The sequence below is a fragment of the Stenotrophomonas sp. 3(2025) genome (genome assembly GCF_052665395.1).
In genome coordinates this window covers 62,134-77,556 of the sequence record NZ_JBQOIF010000009.1, presented here as the reverse complement: position 1 = coordinate 77,556, position 15,423 = coordinate 62,134, and the positions used below count along the sequence as shown (strand labels likewise).

The 15,423-nt window shown below is 67.4% G+C and carries 13 protein-coding genes, 1 other RNA gene and 1 pseudogene; 2 read left to right on the top strand and 13 right to left on the bottom strand.

All coding sequences use genetic code 11. The features are described 5' to 3' along the window. Window positions 1–25: 25 nt before the first annotated feature. The 12 genes and pseudogenes from ACUXVE_RS09165 to mraZ all read right to left on the bottom strand — a co-directional run. Window positions 26–703 (bottom strand): annotated as a pseudogene (locus tag ACUXVE_RS09165) (cell division protein FtsQ/DivIB); the annotation flags it as partial. Next, window positions 700–1,662 (bottom strand): D-alanine--D-alanine ligase, encoded by a 963-nt coding sequence (locus ACUXVE_RS09160; protein WP_445514273.1) that lies wholly within the window; start codon window positions 1,660–1,662, stop codon window positions 700–702. The pseudogene ACUXVE_RS09165 and the gene ACUXVE_RS09160, both read right to left, overlap by 4 nt. After that, complete coding sequence (murC, locus tag ACUXVE_RS09155; RefSeq protein ID WP_093818913.1) at window positions 1,659–3,095, bottom strand: UDP-N-acetylmuramate--L-alanine ligase; 1,437 nt, start codon at window positions 3,093–3,095, stop codon at window positions 1,659–1,661. Before murC ends, ACUXVE_RS09160 begins: the two co-directional genes overlap by 4 nt. 40 nt (window positions 3,096–3,135) lie before the next feature. After that, complete coding sequence (murG, locus tag ACUXVE_RS09150; RefSeq protein WP_445514272.1) at window positions 3,136–4,224, bottom strand: undecaprenyldiphospho-muramoylpentapeptide beta-N-acetylglucosaminyltransferase; 1,089 nt, start codon at window positions 4,222–4,224, stop codon at window positions 3,136–3,138. After that, complete coding sequence (gene ftsW, locus ACUXVE_RS09145) at window positions 4,221–5,540, bottom strand: putative lipid II flippase FtsW (protein WP_445514271.1); 1,320 nt, start codon at window positions 5,538–5,540, stop codon at window positions 4,221–4,223. The genes murG and ftsW overlap by 4 nt, the downstream gene beginning before the upstream one ends. Next, window positions 5,540–6,625, bottom strand: coding sequence for a phospho-N-acetylmuramoyl-pentapeptide-transferase (gene mraY / locus ACUXVE_RS09140; protein ID WP_025876592.1), 1,086 nt, complete (start codon window positions 6,623–6,625; stop codon window positions 5,540–5,542). The genes ftsW and mraY overlap by 1 nt, the downstream gene beginning before the upstream one ends. Beyond that, entirely contained in the window at window positions 6,615–8,009 is a 1,395-nt protein-coding gene (locus ACUXVE_RS09135) for a UDP-N-acetylmuramoyl-tripeptide--D-alanyl-D-alanine ligase (RefSeq protein WP_445514270.1), read from the bottom strand. The genes mraY and ACUXVE_RS09135 overlap by 11 nt, the downstream gene beginning before the upstream one ends. Beyond that, on the bottom strand, window positions 8,006–9,562 hold the full coding sequence (locus tag ACUXVE_RS09130; RefSeq protein ID WP_445514269.1) for a UDP-N-acetylmuramoyl-L-alanyl-D-glutamate--2,6-diaminopimelate ligase: 1,557 nt from the start codon (window positions 9,560–9,562) through the stop codon (window positions 8,006–8,008). Before ACUXVE_RS09130 ends, ACUXVE_RS09135 begins: the two co-directional genes overlap by 4 nt. Next, the gene (locus ACUXVE_RS09125) at window positions 9,559–11,403 is read right to left on the bottom strand and encodes a peptidoglycan D,D-transpeptidase FtsI family protein (RefSeq protein ID WP_222390714.1); all 1,845 of its coding nucleotides are present in this window, start codon (window positions 11,401–11,403) and stop codon (window positions 9,559–9,561) included. Before ACUXVE_RS09125 ends, ACUXVE_RS09130 begins: the two co-directional genes overlap by 4 nt. Beyond that, window positions 11,400–11,663, bottom strand: coding sequence for a cell division protein FtsL (gene ftsL / locus ACUXVE_RS09120; protein ID WP_025876599.1), 264 nt, complete (start codon window positions 11,661–11,663; stop codon window positions 11,400–11,402). Before ftsL ends, ACUXVE_RS09125 begins: the two co-directional genes overlap by 4 nt. Continuing rightward, complete coding sequence (gene rsmH, locus ACUXVE_RS09115) at window positions 11,660–12,628, bottom strand: 16S rRNA (cytosine(1402)-N(4))-methyltransferase RsmH (protein WP_025876600.1); 969 nt, start codon at window positions 12,626–12,628, stop codon at window positions 11,660–11,662. Before rsmH ends, ftsL begins: the two co-directional genes overlap by 4 nt. Before the next feature lie 14 nt (window positions 12,629–12,642). After that, the gene (mraZ, locus tag ACUXVE_RS09110; RefSeq protein WP_025876601.1) at window positions 12,643–13,089 is read right to left on the bottom strand and encodes a division/cell wall cluster transcriptional repressor MraZ; all 447 of its coding nucleotides are present in this window, start codon (window positions 13,087–13,089) and stop codon (window positions 12,643–12,645) included. Window positions 13,090–13,413: 324 nt separating this feature from the next. Here mraZ and ACUXVE_RS09105 point away from each other — a divergent pair, with 324 nt between their 5' ends. Continuing rightward, window positions 13,414–14,202, top strand: coding sequence for an NRDE family protein (locus tag ACUXVE_RS09105; protein ID WP_445514268.1), 789 nt, complete (start codon window positions 13,414–13,416; stop codon window positions 14,200–14,202). A 322-nt stretch (window positions 14,203–14,524) separates the two neighbouring features. Further along, window positions 14,525–15,061 carry a DM13 domain-containing protein gene (locus ACUXVE_RS09100; protein ID WP_445514267.1) on the top strand — a complete coding sequence of 179 codons (537 nt, stop codon included), beginning with the start codon at window positions 14,525–14,527 and terminating at the stop codon, window positions 15,059–15,061. A 2-nt stretch (window positions 15,062–15,063) separates the two neighbouring features. Here the strand turns inward: ACUXVE_RS09100 and rnpB are convergent. Further along, window positions 15,064–15,415, bottom strand: an RNA gene (rnpB, locus tag ACUXVE_RS09095) — RNase P RNA component class A. Between the last annotated feature and the right edge of the window lie 8 nt (window positions 15,416–15,423).

The following is a 15,423-nucleotide window of genomic DNA, read 5'->3' as shown; positions in this document are numbered from 1 at the left end:
CCGGGGCGGCCGGAGTGCCCCAGCTCAGCGTGAAACCATTGGTATATCGGAGATCGGCGCGCTCGATCGGCGCGGCCTGGTTGGCCAGCTGCGGCAGAACGCGCACGAAGCGCTGCAGGCGCGAGCGGGCATCGTCGCGGCCGACCACCACTTCAGTGCCGTTGCTCAGCAGCAGCGACCAGCTGCCGCGCGCGTCCATCGTCAGCCGGCGCACGTCGACGCCTGCCGGCGCGAACAGCGCGCGCGAATCGTTGTACAGCTTGACCACTTCCTCGGTCTGGCTGTCCGGGCCATCCAGCTCGGGCAGCTGCAGGTCGGCCAGCTTCTTCGGCGTGGGGAACAGCTTGCCCTGCTCGGACAGCAGGCGATCTTCGCCCCAGCGCGCGAACGGCTTGTGCTCGACCAGCGTCACTTCCAGCACGTCCGGCCACTGCTTGCGCACCTGCGCGCTTTCCACCCACGGCAGTTTTTCCAGTGCGTCCTGCGCGTCCTGCAGCTTGACCGCGAAGAAGCCGGCATGCGCATACGGCAGCAGCACCTGCTGCAGCTGTTCGGGCGGCACCCGCTTGAACTCACCGTGCACGCGCAGCTTCGCCAGCGGCCAGCGCTCGGCGCCGACCCAGCCATTGACCACGGCCACCACCGGCAGTGCAACCACCGACAGTGCCAACAGCCAGACGAAAATGCGCAGCACCGCGTTCATGCGTGCGATGCCTCCAGGGTCTGTTCCAGCACGCGCCACACCAGCTCTTCGAAGCTGATACCGGCCTGCCCGGCCGCCTTGGGCACCAGCGAGTGGCTGGTCATGCCCGGCGCGGTGTTCACTTCCAGCAGGAAGAAGCGGCCGCTGCTGCGGTCACGCATCACGTCGACGCGACCCCAGCCACGGCAACCGGCCGCGCGGAAGGCAGCCAGCGCGATGCGGCGGATCTCGTCTTCGTCATCACCGTCCAGGCCCGGGCACAGGTACTGGGTGTCTTCGGCGATGTACTTGGCGTTGTAGTCGTACCACTGGCCCTTGGGCACGATGCGGATCGACGGCAGCGCGACATCGCCGAGGATGGCCACGGTCAGTTCGTCGCCCACCACCATCTGTTCCATCAGCAGCTGGCCGTCGTAGCGCGCGGCCAGGGCCACGGCTTCGTCCAGGCCGGCGTCGTCGGTGACCCGGCTGATGCCCACGCTGGAACCTTCGTTGGCCGGCTTGACCACCACCGGCAGGCCGAGCTCGGCCGCCAGCGCGTGCACCGTGGAGGCATCGACCTTCCGATACTGCGGGGTCGGCAGGCCCAGCGACAGCCACACCTGCTTGGTGCGGATCTTGTCCATGCTCAACGCCGAGCCCAGCACGTTGGAGCCGGTGTACGGCACGCCGAAGGCCTCCATCAGGCCCTGCACGATGCCGTCCTCACCACCACCATTGTGGCCGTGCAGGATGTTGAACACGCGATCGATGCCGCCGGCCGCCAGCGCCTTGGCCAGCGCCGGAATGCCGTCGATGGCGACGGCGTCGACGCCGCGCGACTGCAGGGCTTCGAGCACATTGCGGCCCGAATCCAGCGACACGTCGCGTTCGCTGGAGCTGCCACCGAGCAGCACGGCGACGCGGCCGAACACGGCCGGGTCGGTGCTGCGCAGCGGCGGGAAGGTCAGCGTGCTCACGCCTCGCCCTCCGCCTTGAAGCCTTCCACGGCAATGTGGCTGGCGACGGCGCCGATGTCGCCGGCCCCCATCATCAGCAGCAGATCGCCGTCCTGCAGCACGTCCGGCAGCACGGTGGCCAGCTCGGATGCCTTGCCGACCACCACCGGCTCGCTGCGGCCGCGCGCGCGGATGGCGCGGGCCAGTGCATGCGAATCGGCGCCGGCGATCGGCTCTTCACCGGCCGGGTAGACCTCGCTCAGCACCAGGGCATCGACACTGGACAGCACCGCGGCAAACTTGTCGAACTGATCACGGGTACGGCTGTAGCGGTGCGGCTGGAAGGCCACCACCAGGCGCTTGTCGGCCCAGCCACCACGCGCGGCGGCGAACACCGCTTCCAGCTCGCTCGGATGGTGGCCGTAGTCGTCGATGATGCGGACCTTGGCACCGCTGGCGGTGGTCACTTCGCCCAGGTCGTTGAAGCGGCGGCCGACACCGGCGAAGCTGGCCAGCGCACGCGCGATCGCATCCGGGGCCACGCCCAGCTGCCAGCCCACCGCCGCAGCGGCCAGTGCATTGAGTACGTTGTGCTTGCCCGGCAGCGCCAGCACCACTTCCTGGCTGGTGCCCTGCGGCAGGCGCAGGGTGAAGCGCATGCGCGAACCTTCCTGCACCACGTTCTCGGCGCGCACATCGGCCTGCGGGCTCATGCCGTAGCTCATCACGTGGCGCGGAGTCCTGGCGGCCAGTGCGGCCACTTCCGGATCGTCGATGCACAGCACTGCCAGGCCGTAGAACGGCAGGCGCTGCAGGAACTCGGCGAACGCCGCCTGCACGCGGGCGAAGTCGTTGCCGTAGTTCTCCAGATGATCGGCATCGATGTTGGTGATGATCGACATCAACGGATTCAGGCGCAGGAAGCTGCCGTCGCTCTCGTCGGCCTCGGCCACCAGCCACTGGCCACCACCAAGCTTGGCGTTGGCACCGGCCGCCAGCAGCTGGCCACCGATCACGAAGGTCGGGTCCAGCCCACCCTCGCTCAGCACCGCAGCGGTCAGGCTGGTGGTGGTGGTCTTGCCGTGGGTACCGGCCACGGCGATGCCGCGGCGGAAGCGCATCAGTTCAGCCAGCATCGCCGCGCGCGGCATGATCGGAATGCGCTGGCTGCGCGCTTCCATCAGCTCCGGGTTGTCTTCGCGGATCGCGCTGGAGACCACCACGCAGTCGGTGCCCAGCACGTTGGCGGCGGAATGGCCGCGCATGATGCGCGCGCCCAGGCCGGCCAGCCGGCGGGTCGCAGCATTGTCGGCATTGTCCGAACCGGATACTTCATAGCCCAGCGTCAGCATCACTTCGGCGATGCCGCTCATGCCGGTGCCGCCGATGCCGACGAAATGCACGCGCGGGAACGCGCGCACCAGATCGTTGGTGTCATGCAGGCGGCGGATCATGCGCGGCCTCGCGCAGGGCAGGCGCTGGAGCGTGCCTTCTTCATACAGCTTCCTCGAGAATGATATCGGCGATGCGCTCGGCGGCATCGACCTTGGCCAGGGCACGCGCGGCTTGCGCCATCTGCATGCGGCGGGCGGGATTTTCGGACAGATCACGCAGCAGCGCGGCAATGCCGTCTGCCAGCGTTTCGTCCTGCTTCAGCAATACGGCTGCATCGCGCTCGACCAGGTACTGCGCATTGCGGGTCTGGTGATCATCGACAGCAGCGGGGAATGGCACCAGCACGCTGCCGACGCCGACCGCGCAGAGTTCGGCCAGCGTGGACGCGCCGGAACGGCACACCACCAGGTCGGCCCAGGCGAAGGCTTCGGCCATGTCGGCGATGAACGATGTCACCTCGCCCTGCACGCCGGCCTTGGCATAGGCCTCGACCGCTTCGGCATGCAGCTTCTCGCCGCTCTGGTGGCGCACTACCACCGGCACCTGCGCACCCAGGCTGGCCAGTGCCTGCGGCACGCCACTGTTGAGCGCGCGGGCCCCCTGGCTGCCGCCCAGCACCAGCAGGCGCAGCGGACCGCTGCGGTCGGCCAGCCGCTGCTGCGGCGGCGCGACGGCGGCGATTTCGGCGCGCACCGGATTGCCTACGAACTCCTCGCGTGCAGCGAAGGTGCCCGGGAAACCGGTCAGCAGGCGGCGCGCGTAGCGCGACAGGATGCGGTTGGTCAGGCCCGGCGCGCGGTTCTGTTCGTGCACGATCAGCGGCAGGCCGTGCAGGCGCGCGGCCATGCCACCGGGGCCGGAAGCGAAGCCACCGAAGGCGACCACCGCACGCGGCTGGCGATCACGGATGATCAGGCCGGCGGCACGCAGCGCGCGCATCAGGCGCCACGGCGCGGCCAGCAGGGCCAGCTTGCCCTTGCCGCGCAGGCCGGTGATGGCCAGCGTATCGATGGCGATGCCGTGCTGCGGCACCAGGCGGGTTTCCATGGCGCCATCGGCACCCATCCAGGTGACCGGCACGCCACGCGCGCGCAGTACGCGGGCCACGGCCAGGCCCGGGAAGATGTGCCCGCCGGTACCACCGGCCAGGATCATCACCGGCCGGCTGTTGTTCTGGGCCGCGCTCATCCGAGCCTCCCGAAGGTCGGTTCGACGCGCGACTGCAGGCGGCTGGTGCCGCGCACGGCGGCCGGCTCGGCTGCGGCCGGTCCGGCGGCCATCGGCATGTTCTTCGCCACCGGTGCAGCAGAAGGCTCGGCCGCGGCAGGGCCGGCAACATCGTCGGCAGCGCCCATGCGCACGGCCTGGCGGCGCTCGGCGCGCTTCAGTTCATAGGACACGCGCAGCAGCAGGCCCATCGCCACGCAGGTCATCAGCACCGACGAACCACCCGACGAAATCAGCGGCAGGGTCAAGCCCTTGGTCGGCAGGATGCCCAGGTTCACGCCGATCGAAACGAAGGTCTGCATGCTGATCCACAGGCCGATGCCGAAGGCGATGTAGCCGGAGAAGTGGCGCTTCATTTCCACGCAGCGCATGCCCAGCCAGAAGGTGCGGCCGACCAGCAGTGCGTACAGGGCCACGATCACGCAGGTGCCCAGGAAGCCGAATTCCTCTGCGGTGACCGAGAAGATGAAGTCGGTGTGCGCCTCGGGCAGGTAGTACAGCTTCTGCACCGAATTACCCAGGCCCACGCCGGTCCACTCGCCGCGGCCCACCGCCATCAGCGCGTTGGACAGCTGGTAGCCGTCGCCCTGCTGGTCGGCCCACGGGTCGAGGAAGGAGGTGATGCGGCGCATGCGGTACGGCTCGATGATCGCCAGCGCGCTCATGCCGACCAGGCCGATCACCACCGGCATCGACATGCGCGGCATGTTCACCCCGCCCAGCACCAGCATGCCGGCGGTGATCGCCAGCAGCAGGGTGGACGAGCCGAAGTCGGGCTGCAGCAGCAGCAGCACCACCAGCGCACCGGCCACGCCCAGCGGCTTGAGCATCGCCGGCCAGGTCGCGTTGACCTCGTCGCGGAAGCGCACCAGGTAGCTGGACAGCCAGACGATGTAGAGCACCTTCACCGCTTCGACCGTCTGGAACTTGGAGATGCCCAGGTTGATCCAGCGGCGGGCGCCGTTGACGCTGCTGCCCAGGCCCGGCACGAACACCACCACCAGCAGCGCGAAGCAACCCAGCAGCAGCATCTGGTTGTACTGCTCGATGGTCTTCAGTTCGGTACGCGCGGCGATGATGGCCAGCACGATGCCGACCGCCAGGAAGATCAAGTGGCGGTTGAGGTAGTAGAACGGGCTGCTCATCAACGCGATCGAGCTGGACGCCACCATCACCACGCCCAGCCCGGTGAGCGCGATCATCGCGCCGAGCAGCCACTTGTCGTAGCTGCCACCGATGGCCTCAAGGCGTGTTGCCTGGTGCGACAGGTCGTTCATCAGCGTACCTTCAACGTGGCCAGGCCGATCAGCACCAGCACGACGGAGATGATCCAGAAGCGCACGATCACGCGCGGCTCCGGCCACCCCTTCAGTTCGAAGTGGTGGTGGATCGGCGCCATGCGGAACACGCGCTTGCCGGTCAGCTTGAACGAGGCGACCTGGATCATCACCGACAGCGTTTCGATGACGAACACGCCGCCCATGATCACCAGCACCAGTTCCTGGCGGGTGATCACCGCGATGGTGCCCAGCACCGCGCCCAGCGACAGCGCGCCGATATCGCCCATGAACACCATGGCCGGATAGGTGTTGAACCACAGGAAGCCCAGCCCCGCGCCAGCGATCGCCGCACAGATGATGACCAGCTCACCGGCACCCGGAATCTGCGGGATCTGCAGGTAGTTGGCGAACACTGCGTTGCCCGAGGCGTAGGCGAACACGCCCAGCGCGCAGGCCACCAGCACCGTCGGCATGATCGCCAGCCCGTCCAGGCCGTCGGTCAGGTTGACCGCGTTGGAGAAGCCGACGATCCAGAAATAGGCGATGGCCACGAAGCCGATACCGGCCAGCGGCAGCGCCACCGACTTGAACATCGGGATGTAGAAGGTCAGCGCCGCCGGTACGTCGGCGGTCTGGAACAGGAAGATGCCTGCAGCCAGGCCGAAGATCGACTGCAGCAGGTACTTCCAGCGCGACTTCAGGCCGTTCGGGTCGCGACGGACGATCTTGATCCAGTCGTCGTACCAGCCGATGGCGCCGAAGCACAGCATCACCGCCAGCACCAGCCACACATAGCGGTTGCGCAGGTCGGCCCACATCAGCACCGACAGGGTGACGGTGAGCAGGATCAGCGAACCACCCATGGTCGGCGTGCCGGCCTTGGAGAAATGGGTCTGCGGACCATCGGTCCGGATCGGCTGGCCGCCCTTGAACTGGGCAAGCTTGCGGATCATCGCCGGGCCGAGCCACAGCGACAGGAACAGCGCCGTCAACGCGGCAAGGATGGCGCGGAACGTCTGGTAGTTGAACAGCCCGAACAGGCTCTCCAACTGCTGCAACCATCGAGCCAGTTCATACAACATGCGGGGATTCCTCTCCTTGCGCCAGCAGCGCTTTGACAATCGTGTCCATGGCGCTGCCACGGGAACCCTTGACCAGGCAGCGCACGCCGGCATGCAGCGCTTCCTTCAGCGCCTGCGACAGCGCGTCATGGGTGGTGAAATGATGTCCGCCCTCGCCAAACGCAGCGGCAGCAGCAGCGCTGAGCGGGCCCAGCGCATACAGGCGCTTGAGGCCGGCGGCACGCGCACGGATACCCGCCTGTGCATGCAGCGCCTCAGCGTCCGGTCCGAGTTCGCGCATGTCGCCCAGCACCAGCCAGCCCTCTTCCGGGGCGGCGGCCAGCGCGTCGATGGCGGCGGCCAGCGAGCCGGGGTTGGCGTTGTAGCTGTCGTCCACCAGCACTGCGCCATTGCGCAGCTGATGGGCGATCTGGCGGCCCGGCACCGGCTGCGCTTCGGCCAGGCCGGTGGCCACCAGTGACAGCTCGATGCCGGCGGCCAGCGCCAGGCTGGCGGCGGCCAGCGCATTGCTGATGTTGTGGCGGCCCGGCAGGCCCAGCACCACGCCCGCCTCGCCCATCGGCGTGACCAGGGTGAAGCGGCTGCCCTGCGCACCGGCGCGGATGTCGCGCGCGGTGACGTCGGCGCTGTGTTCCAGGCCATAGCGCAGCACCCGGCAACGTGCCGGGGTACCGATGAAATGCTGTTCGAACCAGCGCCCGTAGGCATCGTCGGCGTTGATCACGGCCACGCCATCGGCCGGCAGTGCGGCGTAGATCGCGCCCTTGGTCACCGCCACGCCGAGCAGGCTGCCCATCCGCTCCAGGTGGGCCGGGGCGATGTTGTTGACCAGGGCATAGCGCGGGCGCGCGATGTCGGTCAGGTAGGCGATGTCGCCCGGCTTGCCGGCGCCCATCTCGTAGACGGCGTAGTCGGCATCTTCCGGTGCGTCGATCACCGCCAGCGGCAGGCCGATCTCGTTGTTGCGGTTGCCCGGGTTGGCGTAGACCACCTTGTGCGCGTGCTGGGCCACCTGCTGCAGGATCGCCAGCAGCAGGCTCTTGACGCTGGTCTTGCCGTTGCTGCCGGTGATGGCGAACAGTTCGGTCGCGCGGTCGCGCTGCATGCCGGCGGCGATCTTCGCCAGCGCGCGCTCGCTGTCGGCCACCAGCACCTGCGGCAGGTCCAGCGGCAGCAGGCGCTCGACCAGCAACGCGCTGGCGCCACGTGCCTGTGCATCGGCAGCAAAATCGTGGCCGTCGAAGCGTTCGCCACGCAGCGCCACGTACAGGCTGCCCGGGCCAAGGCTGCGGGTATCGTTGCTGACCGCGTCGATGGCCACGTCGTCGCCGTGGATCTCGCCACCGGCCCAGTGCGCCATCAGCGAAAGCAGGGTGCGCTTCATGCGTCACCCTCCCCGGCCTGCGGGCCCTCTTCCGCGTCCTGCGGCCGGGCCACTAGCGCGTCCATGCGCGTCGCCAACACACCGGCCTTCGCGGCCAGCGCGGCGGCCGACACTTCGGTGTCGTCGAAGTCATGGCGCACGCCATTCACTTCCTGGTAGGGCTCGTGGCCCTTGCCGGCGATCAGGATGATGTCGCCGGCACCAGCGCGCTTCACCGCCAGGCCGATCGCACGCGCGCGGTTGCGCTGCACGGTCACGGCCGAGGCATCGGTGAAACCGGCCAGGATGTCGGCCACGATCACGTCGCCGTCTTCGCCACGCGGGTTGTCGTCGGTGACGATGACCTGGTTGGCCAGGCGCTCGGCAATGGCGGCCATCTGCGGGCGCTTGCCGGTATCGCGTTCGCCACCGCAGCCGAACACGCAGAACAGCGTGCCCTGCAGGTGGCCGTGCAGGCTGTCCAGCGCCTGTTCCAGCGCGTCGGGCGTATGTGCGTAATCCACCACCACGGTCGGCAGGCCGTCTTCACCGCCCAGGCGGTTCATGCGGCCACGGATCGGCTGCAGTGCCGACATCACCTCGGCGATACGCGGCAGCGGATGCCCCAGCGCATGCAGGCTGCCAGCCACCGCCAACAGGTTGTCCACGTTGAAGCGGCCCAGCAGCGGTGACTGCACCGCAGCACGCTGGCCGTCGATGACCAGTTCGAAACCGATGCCGCGGCCATCCAGCTGCAGCGCTTCGGCGCGCACGCTGGCACCGTCGGCACCACGCGAGCTCAGGCCGATGGCCTGCACGCCTGCCGGCAGGCCGGCGAACAGCTGGCGACCGAACGCATCGTCAAGATTGATCACCGCCGCCTTCAGGCCCGGGCGATGGAACAGCCGCGCCTTGGCCGCGCCGTAGCTGGCCATGTCACCGTGGTAATCAAGGTGATCGCGGGTGAGATTGGTGAACACCGCCACGTCGTAGTGCACCGCATCCACGCGGCCCTGGTCCAGCGCATGCGAGCTGACTTCCATCGCCACCGCGCGCGCGCCATCGTCGCGCAGCTGCGCCAGCAGCGCATGCATCTGCAGCACCAGCGGGGTGGTGAAACCGGTCGGCTCGACCGCACCATAAAGTCCGGCGCCCAACGTGCCGATACTGCCACTGGGCGTACCGAGCAGGTGCCAGGCCTGGGCCAGCAGCTGCACGGTGGAGGTCTTGCCGTTGGTGCCGGTCACGCCAACCATGGTCATCGCCCGCGAAGGCGCGCCATGGAACTGGTCGGCCATTGCCCCCAGACGCGCGCGCAGGTCCGGCACGGCGATGGCATCGGCCGGTGCAGGCAGCTCGGCAGGCGCCGGCGCTTCGAACAGGATGGCGCCGGCACCGGCAGCACGCGCCTGCTCGACAAAACCCAGGCCATGCGCGCCGAAGCCGGCGATGGCAACGAAGGCATTGCCGGGGCGCACGGCACGGCTGTCCAGCACCAGGCCGGTCAGAACGGGATCATGGCCCGCCAGGGCCACGTCCGGAAGCAACTGCGAAAGCAACATCGAAGGGCTCATTGCGTGCCTCCCGTCGCGGGCGGCACATGGGGGTGCGCGCTGGGCAGCGCGGCATCGAATTCAGCGGCGGCATCCACCGGCAGTGCGGCTTCGGCCGGCGGCACCGGCAGCACCGAGGCCGAATGCCCGATCTTTCCGGACTGCTGGGCAGCCAGCCACGACTGCAGGTCATCCAGTGGCACGTCCATCAGGCGCAGGGTGCCTTCCATCACGTTGTGATAGACCGGCGCCGACACCAGGCCACCGTAGAACTTGCCGCCCTGCGGATCGTTGATGACGATGACGGTGGCAAAGCGCGGATTGGTGGCCGGCACCACGCCGGCGAACAGCGCGTTGTAGTGGCCGCGCTCGTAGCCACCGGGGCCGGTCTTGCGCGCGGTACCGGTCTTGCCGGCCACGCGGTAGCCCAGCACCGCCGCCTGCTTGGCGCCGCCCTGGGTGACCACCGTTTCCATCATCGCCACCACCTGCTTGGCGACGTTCTCGTCGATGATCTGATGGCCTTCGTTGCGCTGGCCCTTGACGAAGGTCGGCGCGATCAGCTTGCCGCCGTTGGCCAGCGCCGAGTACGCGGTGGCGATCTGCAGCGGCGTGACGTTCAGGCCATAGCCGTAGGACATGGTCGTCTTGGTGGTGCCCGACCAGCGGGCCGGGCGCAGCACCACGCCACCGGACTCGCCGGGGAAGCCACTGTGCGGCACCGAGCCGTAGCCGAAACGGCGCACACCATCGTAGAACACCTGGTCGGGCATCTTCGCGGCGACCTTGGCCGCACCCACGTTCGAGCTGCGGGTGATCACGCCGGTGACGTTCAGCACGCCGTTGTTGCGCGGCACATCGCGGATGGTGAAGCGCCCCAGGGTCATGTAACCCGGGTTGGTGTCGATGACGGTGTCCTTGGTCACCGCACCGGCCTGCAGCGCGGTGGCGATGGTCAGCGGCTTCATCGTCGAACCCGGCTCGACCAGATCGGTCACCGCGCGGTTGCGGCGCGTGTCCGGCTGCGCGCTGGTCAGCGAATTGGGGTTGTAGGTCGGCAGGTTGACCATGGCCAGGATCTCGCCGGTGGTCACGTCCATGATCACCATCGAGCCGCCGGCCGCCTTGTTGGCCACCAGCGCGTTGCGCAGTTCCTTGAAGGCCAGGTACTGGATGCGGCGGTCGATGCTGAGGGTCAGGTCCTTGCCCGGCTCGGCCGCACGCAGCAGATCGCTTTCGACCGTCTCGCCCTTGCGGTTGCGGATCACCCGCTTGCCGCCGGGCTTGCCACGCAGCCATTCGTCGAAGGCCAGCTCCAGGCCTTCCTGGCCGCGGTCGTCGATGTTGGTGAAGCCCAGCACGTGCGCCATCGCTTCACCTTGCGGGTAGAAGCGACGGAACTCACGCTGTGCCGCCACGCCCGGAATCTTCAGCGCGACCACGCGCTCTGCCTCGTCCGGATTGATACGGCGACGCAGGTACATGAATTCCTTGTCCGACTTCTGCGACAGGCGGCTGCTCAGCTCGTCCACCGACAGGCCCACCGCCTGTGCCAGCTCGGGGATGCGCTCGGGCGAACGCAGCAGGTCCTGCGGGTTCACCCAGATCGAGGCGACCGGGGTGGACACCGCCAACGGCTCGCCGTTGCGGTCGGTGATCATGCCGCGCGAGGTCTTGATCGGAAGCTCGCGCAGGTAACGCGCTTCGCCCTGGCGCTGGTAGAAGTCGCTGTTGATGATCTGCACGTAGGCGGCACGACCCACCAGCGATACCGAGCACAGGCCGAGCGCCAGGGCCACCCAGCGCAGGCGCTGGCGCAGGTTGAAGGCGTTGCGGGGACGGTTGCGGCCGGTCTTGCTCATGGGCGCACCACCACCACGTCGGCGGCTTCGGGGAACTTCATGCCGAGCTTTTCGCGGGCGATGCTGTCCACGCGGTTGGCTTCGGCCAGGGTCGCCTGCTCCAGCTGCAGGCGGCCGAATTCAATGTTCAGGTCATCGCGCGCACGCTCGGCGCGCGACAGCTCGATGAACGTCTGCCGGTGACGGTGACGCACGAACACGACGCCGATCGCCGAGGCCACGGTGCAGGCCAACAGGATGATCAGCAGCAGCCGGCTCATGCATCGGCCTCCCGCTTCTGGGCCACACGCAGCACGGCGCTGCGGGCGCGCGGGTTCATCGCCAGCTCTTCGTCGGTGGCCTTGATGGCACCACCGATCAGGTCCAGGGTCGGCACGAAGGCCTGCGCCTCGGGCAGCCGGCGGTTGGCTGGCGGTGCCTTGGCCAGGCGGTTCATGTACTGCTTGACGATGCGGTCTTCCAGCGAATGGAAGCTGATCACCGCCAGCCGGCCACCGGGCTTGAGGCGTTCCACCGCCGCGTCCAGGCCGGCTTCGAGGTCGGCCAGTTCGCGGTTGATGTGGATGCGGATGGCCTGGAAGCTGCGCGTGGCCGGATGGATCTTGTCCTTGCCGCGCGGCATCACCGAGGCGATCAGTTCGGCCAGCTCGGCGGTACGGGTGAACGGCTGCTTTTCGCGGCGGGCCACGATGGCGCGGGCGATGCGCCGGCTCTGCCGCTCTTCGCCGTAGGTCCACAGCACGTCGGCGATCTCGCGATCTTCCACGCGGTTGATCCACTGCGCGGCGCTTTCGCCACTGTCCGGGTCCATGCGCATGTCCAGCGGGCCGTCCTTGCCGAAGCTGAAACCACGCTCGGCCACATCCAGCTGCGGCGAGGACACGCCAAGGTCGAACAGCACGCCATCCAGGCCTTCGGCGGTCTCGTTCCACTGCAGCAGCTGGGCGAAGCTGCCACGGAAGATCGACACGCGCGGGTCCGGCGCGAAATCGCGCTCGGCAACGGCAATGGCTTCCGGATCCTTGTCCATGACCAGCAGGCGTCCCTCGGGACCGAGCTGGGTGAGCACGCCACGTGCATGACCGCCACGACCGAACGTGCCATCCAGATAACGTCCGTTTTCGATCACCCTCAGGCCTTCCAGGACCTGGGTGTACAGGACCGGCAGATGCACCGCCGGCGACTGCGACACCGGAAGGTGACCGGTCTGCGCTTCTGGGCGCATCCGGGCACCCCGGCTCACAACTTCAGGTCGAGCAACCCATCACCCAGATCCTCGTCAGACAACGTCTGCTGGATCAGGGCCCGATGCGCCTGCTCGCTCCACAATTCGAATTTGTCGCCCATACCGAGCAATACCGCCTTCTTCTCAATGCCCACCGCACCGCGGTGGCTGGCGGGAATGCTGATGCGACCGTTGCCGTCCAGCTCCAGGTGGGCGGCTGAACCGACCAGCTTCTGCTGCAGCAGACGTACGACGCGCTGTGTGTTGGGTTTGGACATGACGTCGTCGCGTACCCGCTCCCATTCCGACTCGGCGTACAGCCACAGGCAGCCGGATTCGAAGGGGTTGTAGGTCAACACGAGACGGTTGTTGCTGACGCGCGCAACCAGGTCGCGGTGAGCGGTGGGAACCGCCATGCGCCCTTTGTCGTCAACTGTGATGGCCGTCTCGCCCTGGAACACGACGCCTGCACCTTATCCTTCGCCCGGTGAAACATTGAACCACGAAAATCCACAAAACACCCGGATTTCCCTCTGATGCCCACCTTAGCAGCGGCCCAAGGGTTGTCAACAACTTTTCAGCAGGGAAATCGCCAGCCGCATCAATGGTTTGCGCCGATGTTTAGAGAGTTGTTCAAGGTTTATCCACAAGTTGCTGATCCGTCTCAATTTTTGAGATTGAACGGAAGTTCAGGGGTGTGGAGGGGGCGTGAAACATGGGCTGCGCATTCATGCAGAACGGGCCGAAAGCGACGTCGGACTGCGCAAACCGGGCACAATGGCGCCATGTGCCTGCTTGCTATTGGCTGGTTGCACCACCCGCGCTGGCGGCTGGTGATGGCCGGCAACCGTGATGAGTTCCACGCCCGACCCACTGCCGCTCTGGCCCCCTGGCAGGACGGGACGTCGGTCATCGGTGGGCGCGACCTGCGCTCCGGCGGCGGCTGGGCAGGGGTGGGTGCCGGCGGCCGGATGGCGGTGGTGACCAACGTCCGCGATCCGCAGGCTTCCCAGACCGGGCCATCGCGTGGCGCCCTGGTGGCCGACTACCTGCGTGGCCGCGATCCGGCGGGCATACATATAGAACGCTTGGCCGGGATCTCCACTGCCTATGCCCCGTTCAACCTGCTGCTGGCCGATGGCCACAGCCTGGAGTATCTGGGCAACCACCCGGCCGAACGGCAGACGCTTGGCCCGGGCGTGCATGGCATGTCCAACGGCGCGCTTGATGCGCCCTGGCCGAAGACCCGGCGGCTGATGGATGCGCTGTCGTCGTGGCTGGAACAAGACGGGGTCAGATTCCTTTCCCAACGGGAAAGGAATCTGACCCCGGACCTGACCCCACTGTGGGATGCGCTGGCCGATGAACATCGCCCGGTCGACAGCGACCTGCCCGATACCGGCATCGGCCTGGAACGCGAACGCTGGCTCAGCCCCGCCTTCATCCGTGGCGACGATTACGGCACCCGCGCCAGCACCGTGCTGCTGATCGATGGCAACGGCCAGGGCGAAATCCATGAGCGCCGCTTTGGTCCGCAGGGTGTACCCAGCGGACAAGGTCACGTCATTTTCTGACTGGAACGGTAGTGCCGGCCGCTGGCCGGCAACTTCTGGATCCTCGGATGCACCTTGCGGTTGCCGGCCAGCGGCCGGCACTACCGGGCATCGCGTTGTCGCGATCCACGCGATGGCAGTTGTCATCGCAAGGGCGAGAAACGTCATTCAGCTTCCAACCGCGACCGCGATCCGCCCACGCCACAGGGGCTCCGTCGTCGCAGCCCGCGCACTGTGTCCTTTTCGTATCCGGCTCTGTGTCTATAAATGTCGGCCCTGACCTCCCAGGGTGGTCACGCCCGGCACCGCGCCGTGCGATCGACCACACCCACAAGGAGGCACCATGCGCCGCATCCTCATCCTGCTTGCCACCCATCTGCTCACCCTCGGCGTTGGCTTCGGCCTGGGCGTGTACTTGCTGCCCATCCTGATCGCTCCCGATGACCCGCCGATCGCGCAGGTGCAGGCCACGATGGCCGACGCCACTTACCACACCACCTTCCGTCGCGACCTCAAAGGCAGTGACGCGGTGCATTGGGCCGAAGGCAAGGTCAGCGTCAGCGCGCGCCACGTCGCCTTCGACGGCAAGATGGGCCCGGGCCCGGACTACAAGGTCTACCTGGTCCAGGACTTCGTCGACAACAAGGCGGACTTCCTGAAGATCAAGGACAAGGCCGAGCGCATCGGTGAGGTCAAGAGCTTCAACCGCTTCCTGGTGGATGTGCCGGCCAATGTCGACGTGAACCAGTTCACCACCGTGGTGGTGTGGTGCGAGCGCTTCTCGCAGTTCATTTCCGCCGGGCACTACCGGATCCAAACACCGTGCGTGGATCGCGATTGGTGGATCCACGCCATGCGTGGATGGATGCGGATGGAATGAAGGGGCGGAGCCGGCCGATAAGCCGGGTTCTGTCGTGGACAGTCATTCCTCTAGGCGTTACGTCGCCGCAACGCTCAAGCAACCTACCCGGATCCAACGCGGGCCGCGCCAATGGATCCCTATTTGGTCTTGCTCCAGGTGGGGTTTGCCGTACCGGTCTGTTGCCAGACTCGCGGTGCGCTCTTACCGCACCATTTCACCCTTACCGGCCTTCCGAAGAAGACGTAGGCGGTATCTTTCTGTTGCACTTTCCGTCGGCTTGCGCCGCCCAGGCGTTACCTGGCACCTTGCCCTATGGAGCCCGGACTTTCCTCGGCACCCCCGAAGGGATGACGCGACTGTCTGGCCGACTCCGCCGCGCG